The organism is Acetobacter sp. DsW_063 (assembly GCF_002153745.1).
GTDB lineage: Bacteria > Pseudomonadota > Alphaproteobacteria > Acetobacterales > Acetobacteraceae > Acetobacter.
In genome coordinates, this window is sequence record NZ_JOPL01000005.1 from 163,771 (window position 1) to 179,296 (window position 15,526).

13 protein-coding genes and 1 other RNA gene are annotated in these 15,526 nt (G+C 64.0%); 4 read left to right on the forward strand and 10 right to left on the reverse strand.

Annotated features, from left to right (window positions below; all coding sequences use genetic code 11):
• Positions 1-12: 12 nt before the first annotated feature.
• The 9 genes from mraY to rnpB all read right to left on the reverse strand — a co-directional run bounded on the left by mraY (position 13) and on the right by rnpB (position 10,172).
• A complete protein-coding gene (gene mraY / locus HK28_RS00865; RefSeq protein ID WP_026397742.1) occupies positions 13-1,104 on the reverse strand; it encodes a phospho-N-acetylmuramoyl-pentapeptide-transferase in 1,092 nt (363 codons plus the stop codon).
• A complete protein-coding gene (murF, locus tag HK28_RS00870; RefSeq protein ID WP_086642719.1) occupies positions 1,104-2,519 on the reverse strand; it encodes a UDP-N-acetylmuramoyl-tripeptide--D-alanyl-D-alanine ligase in 1,416 nt (471 codons plus the stop codon). The genes mraY and murF overlap by 1 nt, the downstream gene beginning before the upstream one ends.
• Positions 2,516-3,979: a UDP-N-acetylmuramoyl-L-alanyl-D-glutamate--2,6-diaminopimelate ligase gene (locus HK28_RS00875; protein ID WP_086642720.1), complete on the reverse strand. Its 1,464-nt coding sequence runs from the start codon at positions 3,977-3,979 to the stop codon at positions 2,516-2,518. Before HK28_RS00875 ends, murF begins: the two co-directional genes overlap by 4 nt.
• 1 nt (position 3,980) lies before the next feature.
• Positions 3,981-6,032 carry a penicillin-binding protein 2 gene (locus HK28_RS00880; protein ID WP_086642811.1) on the reverse strand — a complete coding sequence of 684 codons (2,052 nt, stop codon included), beginning with the start codon at positions 6,030-6,032 and terminating at the stop codon, positions 3,981-3,983.
• Between the two features lie 271 nt (positions 6,033-6,303).
• A complete protein-coding gene (locus HK28_RS00885; protein ID WP_086642721.1) occupies positions 6,304-7,290 on the reverse strand; it encodes a hypothetical protein in 987 nt (328 codons plus the stop codon).
• Positions 7,287-8,354 carry a 16S rRNA (cytosine(1402)-N(4))-methyltransferase RsmH gene (rsmH, locus tag HK28_RS00890; RefSeq protein ID WP_233140284.1) on the reverse strand — a complete coding sequence of 356 codons (1,068 nt, stop codon included), beginning with the start codon at positions 8,352-8,354 and terminating at the stop codon, positions 7,287-7,289. Before rsmH ends, HK28_RS00885 begins: the two co-directional genes overlap by 4 nt.
• Positions 8,355-8,359: 5 nt before the next feature.
• Positions 8,360-8,833, reverse strand: a complete 474-nt coding sequence (gene mraZ / locus HK28_RS00895) for a division/cell wall cluster transcriptional repressor MraZ (RefSeq protein ID WP_026397738.1) — start codon at positions 8,831-8,833, stop codon at positions 8,360-8,362.
• Between the two features lie 290 nt (positions 8,834-9,123).
• Entirely contained in the window at positions 9,124-9,492 is a 369-nt protein-coding gene (locus tag HK28_RS00900; RefSeq protein ID WP_086642723.1) for a hypothetical protein, read from the reverse strand.
• A 280-nt stretch (positions 9,493-9,772) separates the two neighbouring features.
• Positions 9,773-10,172, reverse strand: an RNA gene (gene rnpB / locus HK28_RS00905) — RNase P RNA component class A.
• 97 nt (positions 10,173-10,269) lie between these two features.
• Between rnpB and HK28_RS00910 the strand changes: the two genes are divergently transcribed.
• Positions 10,270-11,361: an alpha/beta hydrolase gene (locus tag HK28_RS00910; protein WP_086642724.1), complete on the forward strand. Its 1,092-nt coding sequence runs from the start codon at positions 10,270-10,272 to the stop codon at positions 11,359-11,361.
• A gap of 17 nt (positions 11,362-11,378) precedes the next feature.
• Here HK28_RS00910 and hmpA read toward each other — a convergent pair whose 3' ends face one another.
• Positions 11,379-12,578, reverse strand: coding sequence for an NO-inducible flavohemoprotein (hmpA, locus tag HK28_RS00915; RefSeq protein WP_086642725.1), 1,200 nt, complete (start codon positions 12,576-12,578; stop codon positions 11,379-11,381).
• 83 nt (positions 12,579-12,661) lie between these two features.
• Between hmpA and HK28_RS00920 the strand changes: the two genes are divergently transcribed.
• The 3 genes from HK28_RS00920 to HK28_RS00930 all read left to right on the forward strand — a co-directional run bounded on the left by HK28_RS00920 (position 12,662) and on the right by HK28_RS00930 (position 15,516).
• Positions 12,662-13,108 (forward strand): Rrf2 family transcriptional regulator, encoded by a 447-nt coding sequence (locus HK28_RS00920; RefSeq protein ID WP_086642812.1) that lies wholly within the window; start codon positions 12,662-12,664, stop codon positions 13,106-13,108.
• 264 nt (positions 13,109-13,372) lie between these two features.
• Positions 13,373-14,170 carry a class I SAM-dependent methyltransferase gene (locus HK28_RS00925; protein WP_198945744.1) on the forward strand — a complete coding sequence of 266 codons (798 nt, stop codon included), beginning with the start codon at positions 13,373-13,375 and terminating at the stop codon, positions 14,168-14,170.
• A gap of 173 nt (positions 14,171-14,343) precedes the next feature.
• Positions 14,344-15,516 carry a cysteine desulfurase family protein gene (locus HK28_RS00930; protein WP_369823564.1) on the forward strand — a complete coding sequence of 391 codons (1,173 nt, stop codon included), beginning with the start codon at positions 14,344-14,346 and terminating at the stop codon, positions 15,514-15,516.
• Positions 15,517-15,526: the final 10 nt, after the last annotated feature.

Genomic DNA, 15,526 nt, shown 5'->3' on the forward strand with positions numbered 1-15,526 from the left:
CGCGTCCTGTCCTCACCGCAGTTTCAACGTGGCGAGGCCGAACAGGCCGAGAACGATGGAAACGATCCAGAAGCGGATGACGATCTTGGGCTCCTGCCATCCCTTTTTTTCGAAATGATGGTGCAACGGCGCCATCAGGAACACACGGCGCTTCGTGCGCTTGTACCAGAAGACCTGAATGACGACGGACAGGGTTTCGATAACGAACAGGCCGCCGACGATGCAGAGCACCAGCTCATGCTTGACCGCCACGGCCACAGCGCCAAGCGCGCCGCCGAGCGACAGGGAGCCGGTGTCGCCCATGAACACCGCTGCCGGAGGCGCGTTGAACCAGAGAAAGCCAAGGCCTGCGCCAACGAGTCCGGCGCAGAAAATCGCCAGTTCGCCGGTGCCGGGCACGGCGTGAAGTTGCAGATAATCGGCAAAGAGATGGTTGCCGACCAGATAGGAGATCAGCGCGAACACGAAAGCAGCAACAACAACAGGCACAGTTGCAAGCCCGTCGAGCCCGTCAGTGAAATTCACCGCATTGCCGAAACCGGCGATGGTGATCATCGCGAAGATTGGGAACGCGAAACCCAAGGGCAGAAGCAGGTCCTTTACGAACGGAAACGCGACGTAGTTCGCAAGGTCCGGCGGCATCATGCTTTCCATCCACCACCCGGCGACAAGCGAGGCCGCGAACTCGCAGCCCAGCCGCGTGCGTTTTGACACGCCGTCCGTGTTGCGGCGGGAAAGCTTCAGGTAGTCGTCAGCGAACCCGATTGCGCCGAAAGCCGCCGTAACGAACAGAACGGCCCAGACGAACCCGTCCTCCAGATCCGCCCAGAGCAGGGTCGATGCGAAGAGCGCAATGAGGATCAGCACGCCGCCCATGGTGGGTGTGCCCGCCTTTTCCAGAATATGCCGCTCCGGCCCGAGGGCGCGGATCGGTTGTCCTTCACGCTGAATCCGGCGAAGTTCGCGAATGACCGGGTTGCCGAGCATCAACGCGATAGCAAGCGCCGTCAGGCACGCGCCGCCGGAACGAAAGGTGATGTAGCGGAACAGGTTGAGCAGATTTGTGTGCCCATGCGCGTGATGGGAGACCAGAAGATAGAGCATCAAACGGTCTCCGCCGCGCGCAGGGTTTCGACGATGACGCGCATGCGGGTGCCGAGGCTGCCTTTGACGAGAACGGCGTCGCCGCTGTGGAGGGCGGCGCGCACGATCGGCGCGAGCGTGTCGGAGTCCGCGCGCCATGCGCCCTGAAGAGGCGAAGGCAGGGCGTCGAAAAGTTCTTTCATATGAGGTCCGCAACAAAAAACGAGGTCTGCGCAGGCAACGACCGGATCGACGAGGGACAGATGCTCGGCGCTGGCGAAGTCGCCGAGTTCGCGCATATCGCCGAGGACGGCTACGCGGCGATTGGCTGGCGCAAGCGCCAGCACGTCGAGGGCTGCGCGAATGGCGAGGACGGAGGCGTTATAGCTTTCGTCGAGCAAAGTGACCCGGCCGTCCATGATGGTCGTGAGCGCCCCGCGTCCGGCGCCGGGAGAGAACGTCGCCAAGGCCTGCGCGGCCGCGGCGAGAGCGCGTTCGGTCGAGGTCCGGTCATCCGCGAAGAGCGTCGCGACGACGGCCAGCGCCGTCAGGGCGTTGCGCGCCAGATGCAATCCGGGAGCGTGCAGCATTACAGACGTCTCGACACCTGCAATGTGAGCGACGAAAGAGCCGCTTGAAGAGGTGGTTGTGAAGCCACTGATCCGCGCTTCGCTTTTGTCCAGAAGGCCGCAGCGCCACAGGGAGACGTCGGCTGCGCGAGCGACCTCGTCAAAGATGTCCTGTCCCGCCGCGTCGTCCGGGACGACGGCGATGGAGCCGGGACGCAGCGCGGCGATAAGCGCCGCCTTTTCACGGGCAATGGCGTCCAGACCGCCCATATGCCCGACATGCGCAGAACCGATGGTGGTGATCGCCGCCGTATCCGGGCGGGTGAGGGCCGCCAGTGGCGCGATTTCGCCGGGGTGGTTCATCCCGATCTCGATCACGCAGAATGCGGCGTCGCGCGGCAGGCGTGCGAGCGTCAGCGGCACGCCCCAGTGATTGTTGTAGGATGCGACAGCGGCATGCGTCGGCCCAAGCGCGGACAGGGCGACGCGCAACATTTCTTTCGTCGTCGTCTTGCCGACGCTGCCGGTCACGGCTGCGACCTTGCCGACGAAACGCGCGCGCGCATGACGGCCCAGATCCCACAACGCCGTCATGGTGTCAGCGACGCGCAGCACGCGCGGGTCATCGGCAAGACCCGCTGCGTCGCGATGCGCGAAGACTGCCGATGCGCCTTTTTCAAGAGCCGCACGAATATGCTGGTGTCCGTCTGACGTTTCACCGACCAGAGCGATGAACAGGTCGCCGGGGACCAGTGCTCGTGTGTCTATGGAGACGCCTGTGACGACGATGTCGCGGGCTTTGTCGGCGTCCGGGAAAGATCCCGTCGTCGCTTCGACAAGTTCCGGACCGGTCCAGAGTGCGCTCATGCCGCGCCCGCCAGTTCGCGTACGACGCTAACGTCATCGAATGGATGCACGACGCCGCCGATGGTCTGCCCCTGCTCATGCCCTTTTCCGGCGACGAGCAGTACGTCGCCGGGCTGGAGCATGTCGAGACCAGCGGCGATAGCTTTCGCGCGGTCGCCGATTTCGAGCGCGTCGGGCGCGCCCGCCAACACGTCGTGGCGGATGTCGGCGGGGTTCTCACTTCTCGGGTTGTCGTCGGTGACGATGACGACGTCGGCGTTGGCGGCGGCTTCACGGGCCATCAAGGGACGCTTTCCGCGATCACGGTCACCACCCGCGCCAAAGGCGACAAGCAGACGCCCGCGCGCGTGAGGGCGCAGGCTCGTCAGCGCCCGCGCCAATGCGTCGGGCGTGTGGGCGTAATCGACGTAAACAGCGGAGCCGTTGCCAAGCAGGGCGGCGCGCTCCATTCGCCCGCGCACGCCGCGAAGTTGCTGTGCATGCGCAAGAGCAGTTTCAACGCCAGCCTGGTCCTGCGCCGCGAGAGCGATGGCGAGCAGAACGTTGTCAACCTGAAAACGTCCAGGCAGCGACAGGGCGATATCGTGATCGCGACCGAAGGCGGAAACTCGGAGGCGTTGTCCTTCAGGCAGGGATTCCTGCTTCAACAAGCGTAATGTGTCGCCATTTTCACCGACAAGCCGCAGGACCAGCCCGCGCCGCTTCGCGATGTCGCAGATTGCGTCGAGCGTTTCGCCGTCCATGTCGGCGTTGGCGGCGGCTACGGCTCCTTCGGGTAGTAACGTGTCGAACAGGCGGAGCTTGGCGGCGCGGTAGGCGGCGAGGTCGCCGTGATAGTCGAGGTGGTCGCGGGTCAGGTTCGTAAAACCGGCGGCCGAGAGTCGCACGCCGTCGAGCCGACGCTGATCGAGGCCGTGGGAGGAGGCTTCCATGGCGACGTCCGTCACTCCCGACGTGCGAAGGGCGGCGAGGCCGCGCGCCAACGTGACCGGGTCCGGCGTCGTAAGCGAGGGAATCTCGAACGGCAGCGTGACGGGCGCCTTCAGGCCGAGGGTGCCGAGGCTGGCGGCGGAGTGTCCGCTCGCGGTCCAGAGCTGGCGCAGGAAATCGACCGTGCTGGTCTTGCCGTTCGTTCCGGTGACGGCGACCTGATGGTCTGGCTGCGGTCCGGCGAAAGCGGCGGCGAGAAGAGAAAGCGTACGGCGTACGTCTGCACTTTTTACAAGCGCCACGTTCGCTTGTTCGATGTCCGGCGTGTCCGCCGGCGCCAGAATCGCGGCGGCTTCGGCGGCGATGACGGAAGGGATGAAACGACGTCCATCCGTCTTCGCGCCCGGCAGTGCTGCGAACAGGACGCCTGGCGCGGCCTCACGGCTGTCAGCTGTGATCGCGGTTATGTCCGGATCATGGCCTGCAGAAAGATGCAATCCCACTGAAGCGAGAAGGGCGGACAGACGCATGTCAGCCTCTCCGTGTCGGGGATGGCGGGGCGAGCGTTGATTGCGTCGAAATCGGAAGAACGGGCGGGCGGCCGGGCGCGCCGCGTTCCGCGACCTGTTTCTTGCGCGTGCGTTCTTCCGCTGCGGCGTTGCGCGGATCTCCGGGGTCGTTCCCGGGGCCTAGCGGGCGGTAGCCGCGCGGCGCGGAGGGCTGCATCGGAATCGCCAACGCTGCGTCGATTTCCGCCGCGTGTGCGGTGTCAGGGAACATCTGCAACATCGGTCCGACGCGGGAGATGATTTTCGACACGGTCGGCGCGGCGTTCCACGCGGCGGTCGTCCAGCCATGCGTGGCGGCGGTGGCCTTGGGGCTATCGAGCATTACGTAAACCGCGTAGCGCGGCGCGTTCATCGGAAAGATGCTTGTGAATGCCGCAATATTCACATGCTTGAGGTAGCCGCCGTGCGGACCGATCTTTTCGGCCGTGCCGGTTTTGCCACCGACGAAATAGCCGGGAGATTCGGCGGTTTTGCCGGTGCCTTTGGTGACGTCGAGACGGAGGATGCGACGAAGCAGGTGTGACGTCTCTTCGGACAGCACGCGAGGACCTTCCGGCGTCGCCGAATGGTCGTCTGCAGACGGCGCTCCCTGTGAAGCCAAGGCGTCTGGAGCGCCGCCGACAGGGCTGCGCAGTGTCGCGTCGTCGAGGCCGCCGGAAGATGCGGCCCCCGTGGTGGTTTCCGTGTCGGATAGTGCGGCGGCGGGCGTCAGGCGAGGGGACTGATCCCCGGCGTCGCTGGCGGACGCGGCGTCGATCGCCGCTTCGCGGTCCAGCAATGTCGGTTTTACGAGAATGCCGCCGTTCACCGTCGCGGCGGTTCCGCGCACGATTGCCAGCGGTGGTTCCGCCACGCCGTGACCGAAGCCCACAGTCATGACGGTAGAGATTCCCCAGTTGCGCATCGCGGGGACGATCGGACGCCCCGCTTCGGGCAGTTCGATCGGCACCGGCGCGAAGAAGCCCATGTTGCGCAGCCATTCCTGCTGGCGCGCGGCGCCGACGTCGAGCGCGATATGTGCTGCGGCCGGGTTGGACGAATACGCCATGACTTCCGTCAGGGACAGCCAGGGAGAGAAGTGGTCCGACTTCATGTCGGAGATGGTGAAGCGGCCGATATGGATGGGGATCGAGGAAAAACGGTCCCAGATATGCGCGACGCCGAGTTGCAGCGCCATGGCGGCGGTCTGCAGCTTGAAGGTCGAGCCCGGCTCGTACATGCCCGTCACGGCGCGGTTGAAGCGAGAGTCCGGCGGCGCGTGACCAAAATCATTCGCGTCGTAATCGGGAAGACTCGCCATGGCGATGACTTCGCCCGAGTTCACGTCCATCACGATGGCGGCTGCGCCGATCGCGCTGAACTCGTCCTTGGCTTTCGCAAGTTCCTCACGCACCACGGCCTGCACGCGAACGTCGAGCGAAAGGCGCAACGGCGCGCGGTCGGAGTTCAGGCGCTTGTCGAAATAACGTTCGACGCCCGCCACGCCATGGTCGTCGATGTCCACTGCGCCCATGACCTGCGCCGCGATGATGCCGAGGGGATAATGTCGCCGTTCGCCAGCTTCGAAATAAATGCCGGGAATGCCGAGATCGTTGATCGCCAGTTCCTGCGCGGGCGCGATGTCGCGTGCGATGTAGACGAACTGCTTCTTCGACGACAGGCGACGGACCGTTTCGTCCAGATTGAGGTTGGGCAGTATCTTCTTGAGCTTGGCCGCGACGTCCTGCGCGTCGATCAGTTCCTGCGGGTTGGCGTAGACCTGCGCCACGGGCAGGGAGATGGCGAGGGTTTGTCCGTTGCGATCGACAATCGTGGCCCGGCGCACCTGCGGCAGGCTGAGATCGCCCGCGAGGGAGCCCTTCGGGTCAATTTTCGGAATTTCAGGGACCTGCGGGGCGATCTGCCGCTGCTCCGGCGCCATCGGGGAGATCACGGTGGCGAAGCTGAGCTTCAACGCCACCATGCCGAACAGGCCGCAAAATCCCGCCGCCACGCCAAGAAGCCGAACGTGCATGCGTTCCAGATGGGCGCGGGTCCGCAGTTCGGCGCTGGTGACGTGGACGTCGCGCGGAAGCCGCCCTTCGGCGAGGTCTTGCATATCGGGCGGTGTTGACTGACGCGACATGGACGGCTGCGGCCCCTTAGGTTCAGTTCAGGCCGCCCACCTTGACGCTCGAAACCCGGAATGCCGGGCCGGGACGGATACGTACGCCGCGACGGGGACGCTCACGCGCGCCGCCGCGTCTTCTTCCGCTATCCCTGTCGGGAGGTCGCGGTCGAAGCGATCAGTTGGCCACCGGAACCGGGGGCGGCAGACCGCCTCCCAGCGCCGAATGGCCGAGGAGCGAGCCGTTGTAGCTCGCGCGGGCCTCGATATAGCGTGGGGCCGCCTGCGCCGCCACCGGGCGCCACGTGGCTGTTTGCGCCTGCGCGGGGTGCGCCGGGTGATAGGCTGCGAGTTGAACGGCCGGACGCGGCGCGGCGACATGCGCGGCTTCGGGCGCCGCGACGTGACGGGGCGCCGTAGCGCTGGCGAGGACTGTATGCGCAGTGCGGCGTTCGCCCTGTGCATCCGGGCCGCCGAGTGCGGAGTCGAGCGCGTCGGTGGCCGGCTTCTTCGCTGCGTGGCGCACGGTGGGAACGGTGTCGAGAGCGAGCGTCGTGGTGTTTCGCGACTGGACGGCCTGCGTCGACGCGACTGCCGGACGCTCCACGCTGGCGAGCATCGTTGCGGGGCGCGGGGCGCGGGGCGCTGCAGGAGGCTGAGCCGCCGCAACCTGAGTTGCTGCATGGGGCGCAGTCGCCTGTGCGACGTCGGTGTGCGCGGGCGCTTCGACTTTGGCCAAAGCCTTTGGTTCCGACGTTTTCGTTTCGGTCGACTGCGCCACGGGCGCTTTTGCGTCGGCGAGGGCAAGAGCTTCGCCGTGAGTCTCGATCACGCCCGGAGAGATCGCGTCGCGCGGGTTGGGTGCGTGGACGGAACCGGGCGCGGGCAGATGTCCCGCGAGGTCGCTCAGGCGCACGAACTGGCGCGGCGTCATCGGTTGCAGCGACGGTTCGAAGCGTGCGGCGAGACGGCTGAGGCGATCGGGTTGGTTGAGCAGCGCCCATTCCGTGCGCAGCATCGCCGTCTGCTGGCGAATGTGTTGCGTATCTGAAACGATCGACGAAATCTGCTGATCCAGAACCGTGGTCTGGTGTTTCTTGCTGTAAAGGAACAGCCCCGACAGGCCTGCGGAGACGGCGCAGAGCAGCGTGAAATACCTGATCATGGTTCGGTTCCTTCGGCGGCCGACGCGGCCGTGCGTGTGAGGGCGGCGTCGGACGACGCATTGGAAGGGCGTAGGCGGGCGATGGCGCGCAGGCGGGCGCTGCGCGCGCGGGGATTGCGCGCGCATTCCTCGTCGCCGGGGCGCAGAGGTTTGCGGGTAAGCAGAGCGTAACCGGCTTCCGCTGCGCCGCCGGTAAAGGCGCGGGGATCGTGACGGGAGACCCCGGCGTTGCGCCCGGCGGCGTCAGCCATCGCGCGCTTCACCAGACGGTCTTCCAGCGAATGGAACGAAACGACCACCAGACGGCCGCCGGGCGCCAGAAGGTCGAGCGCCTGCGCAAGCGCGCGTTCGATTTCTCCAAGCTCGTCATTGACGGCGATCCGCAGTCCCTGAAACGAGCGTGTCGCGGGGTCGATGCCTGAACGATCAGGCGGCACGGCGGACCGGATCGCAGCGGCGAGTTGCCCGGTGGTGCTGAACGGCGTTTCCGTGCGCGCCGCGACGATCGTTCGCGCGACGCGGCGCGCATGCCGCTCCTCTCCATAGTGATGGAAAATATCGGCCAGTTCGGCTTCCGACGCTGAGTTCACCAGATCGGCGGCGCTGCGTCCGGCGCGTTCCATACGCATGTCCAATGGGCCGTCGGCGCGAAAGGAAAACCCGCGTTCCGGATCGTCGATCTGGAAGGAGGAGACGCCGAGATCGAGCATGACGCCATCGACGGCTGTCACCCCCTCCGCCGCGAGCATGTCCTGCATGCCGCCGAATCCGCCTTGAAGCAGCCTCAGGCGCTGAGACCCGTCTTCGCCGTTACCCCAGATTGCCGAGAGCGCCCGGCCGCGTGCGATCGCGTCCGGGTCGCGATCGACGCCCCATACGTGGCAATCGGCCGCCGCCAGCACGGCGTTTGTGTAACCGCCTCCGCCGAACGTGCCGTCGACATAAACCTCGCCTGCACGAGGCGACAGCGCTTCGAGAACTTCGGCGCGCATGACGGGGATATGGCCCGGATCGTGATCGGGCACGGATGTTCCTGCGGGCGTCAGGCGGGATGTGTCGGGCATGGCGTTCATGCGCCCCCGTTCCCGCCAGACCCGCCACCCGGCAACGTCACCCGGCGCGAGCGCAGACGCGCCTCCGAACGTCGCCGCTCGGCCGCTTCGGGTTCCCATATCTGGAAGATGCGCCCAAGCCCCATGAACGCCACGGCTTCGCCAAGTCCTGCGTGTTCGCGCAGAAAATCCGGAAGAATGATGCGTCCCTCACGGTCTGCGTCGATCGGGTAGGCGTCGGCATAAAGCGCCGCAGCGAGATCGTCGTGCTCGTCGGAAAACATGTCCAGGCGATCAAGAGGCTGCGCAAGCGTCGCGAATGCGGTGGACGGCCACGCCTCGATGCAAGGCTGGGTATGGGAGGGGCGGAGCACCATCAGCGCCTCGCCCTCAACCGCCTGCGCGCGCAGAACCGTGCGGAATCCGGCAGGAATCGAGACGCGCCCTTTGGCGTCTATTCGATTCTGATGTGTGCCGAGAAACACGCTCACCGGGTTTGCGGTCCTTCTTGCGAGGCTGGTTTGGGTTCACTTGGGCTCGTTCTCCATCTCATGGGATATCATGGGATTTTATGGGACGTCAAATGAAACTGTAATAAAAAACCGCAGAAATCTGGGAAAAAGAAGATATCGATGCGCAATACGCCCGTTAAGATTATGGCAATAGAATGATCGCTCAAGGAACAAACGTTCTTAACTTTAGTTCTTGTTTTGTTCTCATTTTTTGACTGCATGAAGGATTTACGCGGTTGCTGCGTCGGTGCATCGCGCTGAAAAATTACTTAATTTCTGAAAAATAAACCTTTGATGCGGTATTTTAATGCGAAGGCGTCTCGTTCCACTCGCGCTGCCTGCGCCGTCGTGTCAGCGTTTTTTTGTGCGTGTTCAGCTCCGGACAGTAACGACGTAACGTTCGACACTATAAATTCCGGGTCGAAATGCATCTGTTCGACCTGGGCGGGAAAAGTTCCACGAGTGGTGACGATTTTGCCTATTTTTTTTCGTTGCGTCGTTCGGGTTTGCGATGCCGCGGTAGCTTCATGCTGATTGTAATTTTCCGAACCTTCGCTTTCCCTGATCAAGCGCAGTCGTTCGTGGCGTAATCGACCGGTTGGCTTTTCGTTGTATTTTTTGCGCTTGCTCCAAGTCATTTCTGAAAGTCGTTGCATTTCCTCGAAACGACGAGCGGGAGGCCATCAGGGGCCGTTTTGCCGGTTGCCTGCGCTTTTTACGGCTGCGGCGCGTCAGTAGAATTCGGCTGGGTACTTGGTTCGCGTCATTCGCATATGACGCTTCGGGGAGGGCGTAATGTGTCCACGGTGCGGTTCATCGGTGGGCGGATCAAGGAGGCCGCAGCAGAGTCGAAATGACTCTGCCTAGTAATAAAGAGGACTCATTTTCCGATTGCGTCAGCGAATTTGAACGTTTCGAGGAGCCAGACGGCCTGTAAGCCGGGTTCTGTCCGACCCTCGAAAGGATCGGGACGATCATTCCTCTGGGACGCGTCTTGCGACGCGCCTCACGCGACCAACCCGGGCGACGAGGCGGGAGAACCTCCGGCGGCGACGGCTCGCGCCGCCCCGCCTGTCGCCCCTATTCGGTCTTGCTCCCGGTGGGGTTTGCCCTGCCGCCGCCGTTACCGGAAGCGCGGTGCGCTCTTACCGCACCGTTTCACCCTTACCTCCAGCCTGTCTCCAGGCCCGGAAGGCGGTTTGTTTTCTGTGGCACTTTCCCTGAGGTCGCCCTCGCCGGCCGTTAGCCGGCACCGTTCTCCCGTGGAGCCCGGACTTTCCTCCACCGCAAATGCGACAGCGATCGCCCGGCCGTCTGGCTGCGCGGAACCTGCGCGTATGGGCGAACGCCGTCAAGTCTTCTCGCGTGGTGGAGCGCGTCGCCGGTAATGGACAAGCGCGAGGAGCACAGGCACGATGCGGGTTATGTCCCATCTGGCGCACACCATACCGCCTGTCGATGCAGCGGCGAGCGGCGATGAATCACTCGTCGCGTGGCTGTCGCAGCCGGACGATGCGAGGCCTGATGTCTCGTCCCGGCTGTTCCTGCGTTGGATCGCCCGCACGACGTCCTCGCGATCTTCAGTTCCGGGAACCTTGCACAGCGCTGAAGCTGCGTTGGCCGAGTTGCGTCGTTCCGCGAATCGACCGTCCTTCCCCAAGGCGCTCTCTTCGTTACAGGTGCGCAGGGTTCTCGACGTTCGGGTTCCGGGCGCGACCGAGCTTCGCCCGGCGAGACTTTACGTCCCGTACGGACGGGTGCAGGGCGTCGTGCTGTATCTGCACGGTGGCGGTTTCGTGCATTGCGGCCTCGATTCCCATCATGGGGTATGTTGTCGCCTCGCGCGCGCTTCGGGCGCGGCTATTCTTTCATTCGATTACCGCCTTGCGCCGGAGCACAAATTTCCAGCTGCGCCCGACGATTGCTGGGCGGCGTTCCGTTGGCTGACCAGCGAGGCGTGGCGCTGGGGAGGGCGTGTCGCGGTTGCCGGCGATAGCGCAGGCGGCGGTTTGGCGGCGTTCGTGGCGCAGCGTGCGCGCGATGAACGTCGGCAGATAGAACGCATTGGCGGAAAGTCGCGACGAGAGAGCGATATCGCCATGCAGGTGCTGTTCTATCCGATTACACATGGCGAGCAGGATTTCGCGTCCCGGCGCGCGTTCTCCGACGGATATTTCCTCACGCGTCGAATGATGGAGTGGTACGGCGAGCAATACGCGCGTAGCGTGGACGACCTCTCGGATCCAAAATTCTCGCCGGGCCTCGCGGAAGATCTGAGCGATCTGCCGCCAGCGTTGATTGTTACGGCGCAGTTCGACCCGCTACGTGACGAGGGCGAACGCTATGCCGAGGAGATGCGTGCGGCGGGCGTCGCTGTGATCTGCCGCCGTGTTCCGGGCACAATTCATGGATTTCTGAATTTCTACCCGGTCATGCGGAAGGCGCGTCGTGTCATTCATGTCAGCGGTCGCGCGTTGCGGAAGGCCTTCGCGACCTTTCCGCCTTAGTGGTGAGCGTCTCTTTATTAAAGGACCAGTTCCACGTCCGTGGCTGAACCGAAGAACTCGTAACAGATTTGTGCGGGCGGGAGCCCGATCTCACGCAATGTCCGGGTCATGTCTCGCATGAAGCCCTCTGGGCCGCACACGTAATATGTGGCGTCGCGTTCAACAGTGGCGCGCAGCCAGTCTGCCGTGATGCGGCCTTCGCGCGCTGTGACGCCTTTGGAGGGCGGCGCAGCGGCGTGCGTGTAAAACAGGTCGGCGGTCAACGCGCCTTCCGCTGCCCCGCGGCGAATATCTTCAACAAAAAGATCGTCCGCAGCCGAATGCGCCGCGTGGACGTAATGAATCTTCGCTGTCGGGCGCGTAGCCAATTCTTGCAGCATCGAAATTACAGGCGTGGAGCCGACGCCTGCTGTCAGGAATACGGACGAACCGGATGGGCTGTCCGGCAACGTAAAATCCCCGGCCGGGTTGGAGACCAGCAGCGTCGCGCCTTCCTGAATCGAGTCATGGAGCCACTGCGACACTACGCCGCCGGGCGCGCGCCGGACGGTGATGCGATAATGATCCGCTCCGGGCGCGGAGGAGATGCTGTAGTTCCTGCGTTGCGGGCCGTGCTCAGGCAAATTCAGATTGAAGCTGAGATATTGTCCGGCTTTGTGGCGCGCGATTGGCCCGCCGTCCTGCGGCGTCAGTTCGAACGACGTGATTACAGGCGTTTCGGCTGTGCGTTTCCTGACGACGAAGGGGCGCCATCCGCGCCACCCGCCCGGAGCCGTTTCATGAGCGCGATAGATCTGCGCTTCGCGGCCTGTCAGGATATCGGCAAGGAACCAGTAAGCTTTGCCCCAGGCTTCGAGAATCGCGGGCGTCGCCGCCTCTCCCAGAACATGGCCGATCGCGCCGAGCAGGGCGTCGGCAACGAACGGGTAGTGCTCGGGAAGAATGTTCAGGCCGACGTGTTTCTCAGCGATGCGTTCGACCATTCCGCCCAACGCGTCGAGCCTGTCTATGTTTCGCGCGTATGCGAGTACGGCTAGCGCAAGCGCCCTCGGTTGTTCGCCGTCTTTCTGATGCGACTGATTGAACAGGTCCCGTATTTCCGGGGTCGTCAGCAGGCGTCGATACATTTCGGTCATGATGGCGAGGCCGTGCGCGTCGAGCGCGGGCACGGTGGCGCGAATTATGGCGCGTGTGGCGTCGTCCAGTGCGGTTGGCATGCGGCGATCCTTATAAGGTGTATATATGGCACACCTTTATTGGCTGCCTTGGAAAAGATGTCAACGATGGATACCTTATGGCCATGAAGCTGACCCTCCACACGGACTATGCGCTGCGCGTGCTGATTTTTCTGGGGTGCAACACGACGCGCCTCGCCTCGATACGCGAGATCGCCGACGCGTACGGGATATCGGAAAATCATCTGGTGAAGGTCGTGCACAGGCTTGGTCAGGGCGGTTTTATCGAGACCGTTCGTGGGCGGGGGGGCGGTCTGCGTCTCGGGCGTTTGGCGTCTGATATCGTGATCGGCGACGTGGTGCGGTACACGGAAGACGATCTCGCGCTGCTCGGCTGCATGAACGCTGAGGACCCTGCGGCTTGTGCGCTGATGCCTGCGTGTCGGTTGCGCGGCGTTCTGGGAGAGGCGCTGACGGCGTTCACGACAGTTCTGGAGCGTTACACTCTCGCCGACATCATCTCGCCTTTCGAGAGGGCGCGTCTGGGTGATCGTTCTGCGGGAGGGGGGTGATCGCTGACGACAGATCGTGAAGCGCGGTGGTTTTGCCTTCGCAGTTTTGGAAGGTCCGGCAGGGCGCGTGCGCCACGTTGAGTCCGCTCCGTCCTTGGATATTGCGGAGCGTTGCGGCGATTTGTCGGACCGCGTGTGGCGGGGTATTGTAACGCCGCTTCGATGGGCGATCTTTCCGGACGCACCCGTCCAGGCATGAACGTAGGCTGACACGAAAGCCTGATCCGTCCGGACACCATCGTCGTCGATGTATGGAGTTTCACCATGAAGCCAAGTCTATCGGGCGGTCGATCGATCGCGTTCGCCGTTTCCCTTCTTATGACCGCAGCAATTCACGACGCTTGCGCCCGCGTGCCTGCAGGTTCGACCGGCAGGACGCGCGTGACTGCTATCGCCGCCGCCGTGGCGGACGCCGACCGACCTGCAGAGGACAAGGCGCGTGACGGCGTCCGCAAGCCGGCCGCGCTCCTCGCTTTCGCGGGCGTATCTTCGGGGATGAAGGTCGCCGATCTGTTGCCGGGCGGCGGGTATTTCACCCGACTGTTCAGCAATGTTGTAGGCAAGACCGGCCATGTTTACGCGGTGGTTCCTGCGGAGCTTCTGGCGAAGAAGCCGCAGGCGGGCGACGCCGTGCGTGCGATCGCCGCGCAGCCTTCGTTTTCGAACGTGAGCGTGATTGTCTCTCCGATCGCGTCATTCACGACGCCGGAGCCGCTGGATGTGGTCTGGACGTCTGACAACTACCACGACGTGTATGGTCAAGGCGCGGAGGTCGGTCTTGCGTTCGACAAGGCCGCGTTCGACGCGCTGCGTCCGGGCGGGGTGTTTCTGGTCATCGACCATGTCGCGGAGAAGGGGAGCGGCGCTGACGTGACGCACACCCTGCATCGGATCGACCCGGACCTGATCCGCAAGCAGGTGACGCAGGCTGGCTTCGTGTTCGAGGCGCAGAGTTCAGTGCTGGCCAATCCGGCTGATACGCATCAGGTCGCGGTGTTCGATCCGTCGATACGCGGTCGTACGGATCAGGTCGTGCTGAAATTTCGCAAACCGGCGCGCTGACCGTCGGGATGGTCCTTTCATCCGCCCTTGATCGAGGGTGGTGAAGGGACCACTTCCTATCCCTAAGACTTGAGGCATGGCGTACCCGTGTCAGCGCGGACGATGATCTCTGCAGCATCGTTGTGATGAGCGGCGTGGGCGCTGATCTGCTTGCATGTGAAGCGGGAGGGAATGTGAGGGATATCTACCTCGATAATGCGGCGACGACGCCCTGCGATCCGCGTGTGATGGCGGTCATGGCTCCGCTGTTCGTTGAGGAGTTCGGTAACCCGCACAGCACCAGTCATATTTTTGGACTCCGCGCGGCGGACGCCGTGGAGACGGCGCGTGCGCAGGTGGCGGCCCTGATAGGGGCTGATCCGCGCGAGATCGTCTTCGTCTCCGGCGCGACCGAGGCTAACAACCTTGCGATAAAAGGCGCTGCACGACATCGGCTGCGCCACGGCGACGGGCGTCGTCGCGTGATTACGGTCGCGACCGAACATAAATGCGTGCTGGAGAGCGTGCGGGGCCTTGCCGCAGAGGGATTCGATCCGGTGATCCTGCCGGTCGGCCAGGACGGCGTGCTGGATCCGGATCTGCTGCGCGAGGCCTTGGCGACTCCCTCCGCGCTCGTCAGCGTGATGGCCGCGAATAACGAGACTGGCGTTTTACAGGATATCGGTGCGCTGGCGCGAATAGCGCGCGAGTCCGGAGCGCTGTTCCACAGCGACATGGCGCAGGCGGCGGGCAAGATTCCGGTCGACGTCAGGGCTCTCGACATCGATATGGCCTCGCTCTCGGCTCACAAGCTCTATGGCCCCAAGGGCGTAGGCGCGCTCTATGTAAGAAGGAAGCCGCGTGTGCGTCTGGAGCCCTTGTTCTCCGGCGGTGGGCAGGAGCGGGGCATGCGCTCCGGCACGCTTCCGGCGGCGCTGGTCGCAGGTTTCGGCAAGGCGGCGGAGATCGCCGAAGCCAGCCTCGCCGACGAGGCGGTGCGGCTGACCGCCTTGCGCGATGCTTTGATCGACGCTTTGCATGAGAGGCAGGTGCCTGTCGCCGTCAACGGAGCGAAGGCGAGGCTTCCCGGCATCGTCAGTTTGCGTTTCCTGGGAACGTCGGCGTTGGCGATCATGGCCAGCGCGCCGGAGGTGGCGATGTCGGTCGGCTCGGCCTGCTCATCGGCCGCCATCGAGCCGTCCTATGTCCTCACTGCGATGGGTCTTTCCGTGGATGAGGCCGCGGAAAGCTTGCGTCTGTCGCCCGGACGCTTTACGTCACCCGCCGATATCGCGCGCGCGGCCGAGGTGCTTGCGTGCGCGGCGCAGCGCGTGCGCGGCCAGCAGGCCGCCCGGATGACAGCCTGAGCGGGACAAG

What these genes read in the sequence shown, in the direction of transcription:
- mraY (WP_026397742.1), bottom strand. Translation starts at nt 1,104, where the DNA reads ATGCTCTATCTTCTGGTCTCCCATCACGCGCATGGGCACACAAATCTG.
- murF (WP_086642719.1), bottom strand. Translation starts at nt 2,519, where the DNA reads ATGAGCGCACTCTGGACCGGTCCGGAACTTGTCGAAGCGACGACGGGA.
- HK28_RS00875 (WP_086642720.1), bottom strand. Translation starts at nt 3,979, where the DNA reads ATGCGTCTGTCCGCCCTTCTCGCTTCAGTGGGATTGCATCTTTCTGCA.
- HK28_RS00880 (WP_086642811.1), bottom strand. Translation starts at nt 6,032, where the DNA reads ATGCACGTTCGGCTTCTTGGCGTGGCGGCGGGATTTTGCGGCCTGTTC.
- HK28_RS00885 (WP_086642721.1), bottom strand. Translation starts at nt 7,290, where the DNA reads ATGATCAGGTATTTCACGCTGCTCTGCGCCGTCTCCGCAGGCCTGTCG.
- rsmH (WP_233140284.1), bottom strand. Translation starts at nt 8,354, where the DNA reads ATGCCCGACACATCCCGCCTGACGCCCGCAGGAACATCCGTGCCCGAT.
- HK28_RS00900 (WP_086642723.1), bottom strand. Translation starts at nt 9,492, where the DNA reads ATGACTTGGAGCAAGCGCAAAAAATACAACGAAAAGCCAACCGGTCGA.
- HK28_RS00910 (WP_086642724.1), top strand. Translation starts at nt 10,270, where the DNA reads ATGCGGGTTATGTCCCATCTGGCGCACACCATACCGCCTGTCGATGCA.
- hmpA (WP_086642725.1), bottom strand. Translation starts at nt 12,578, where the DNA reads ATGCCAACCGCACTGGACGACGCCACACGCGCCATAATTCGCGCCACC.
- HK28_RS00920 (WP_086642812.1), top strand. Translation starts at nt 12,662, where the DNA reads ATGAAGCTGACCCTCCACACGGACTATGCGCTGCGCGTGCTGATTTTT.
- HK28_RS00925 (WP_198945744.1), top strand. Translation starts at nt 13,373, where the DNA reads ATGAAGCCAAGTCTATCGGGCGGTCGATCGATCGCGTTCGCCGTTTCC.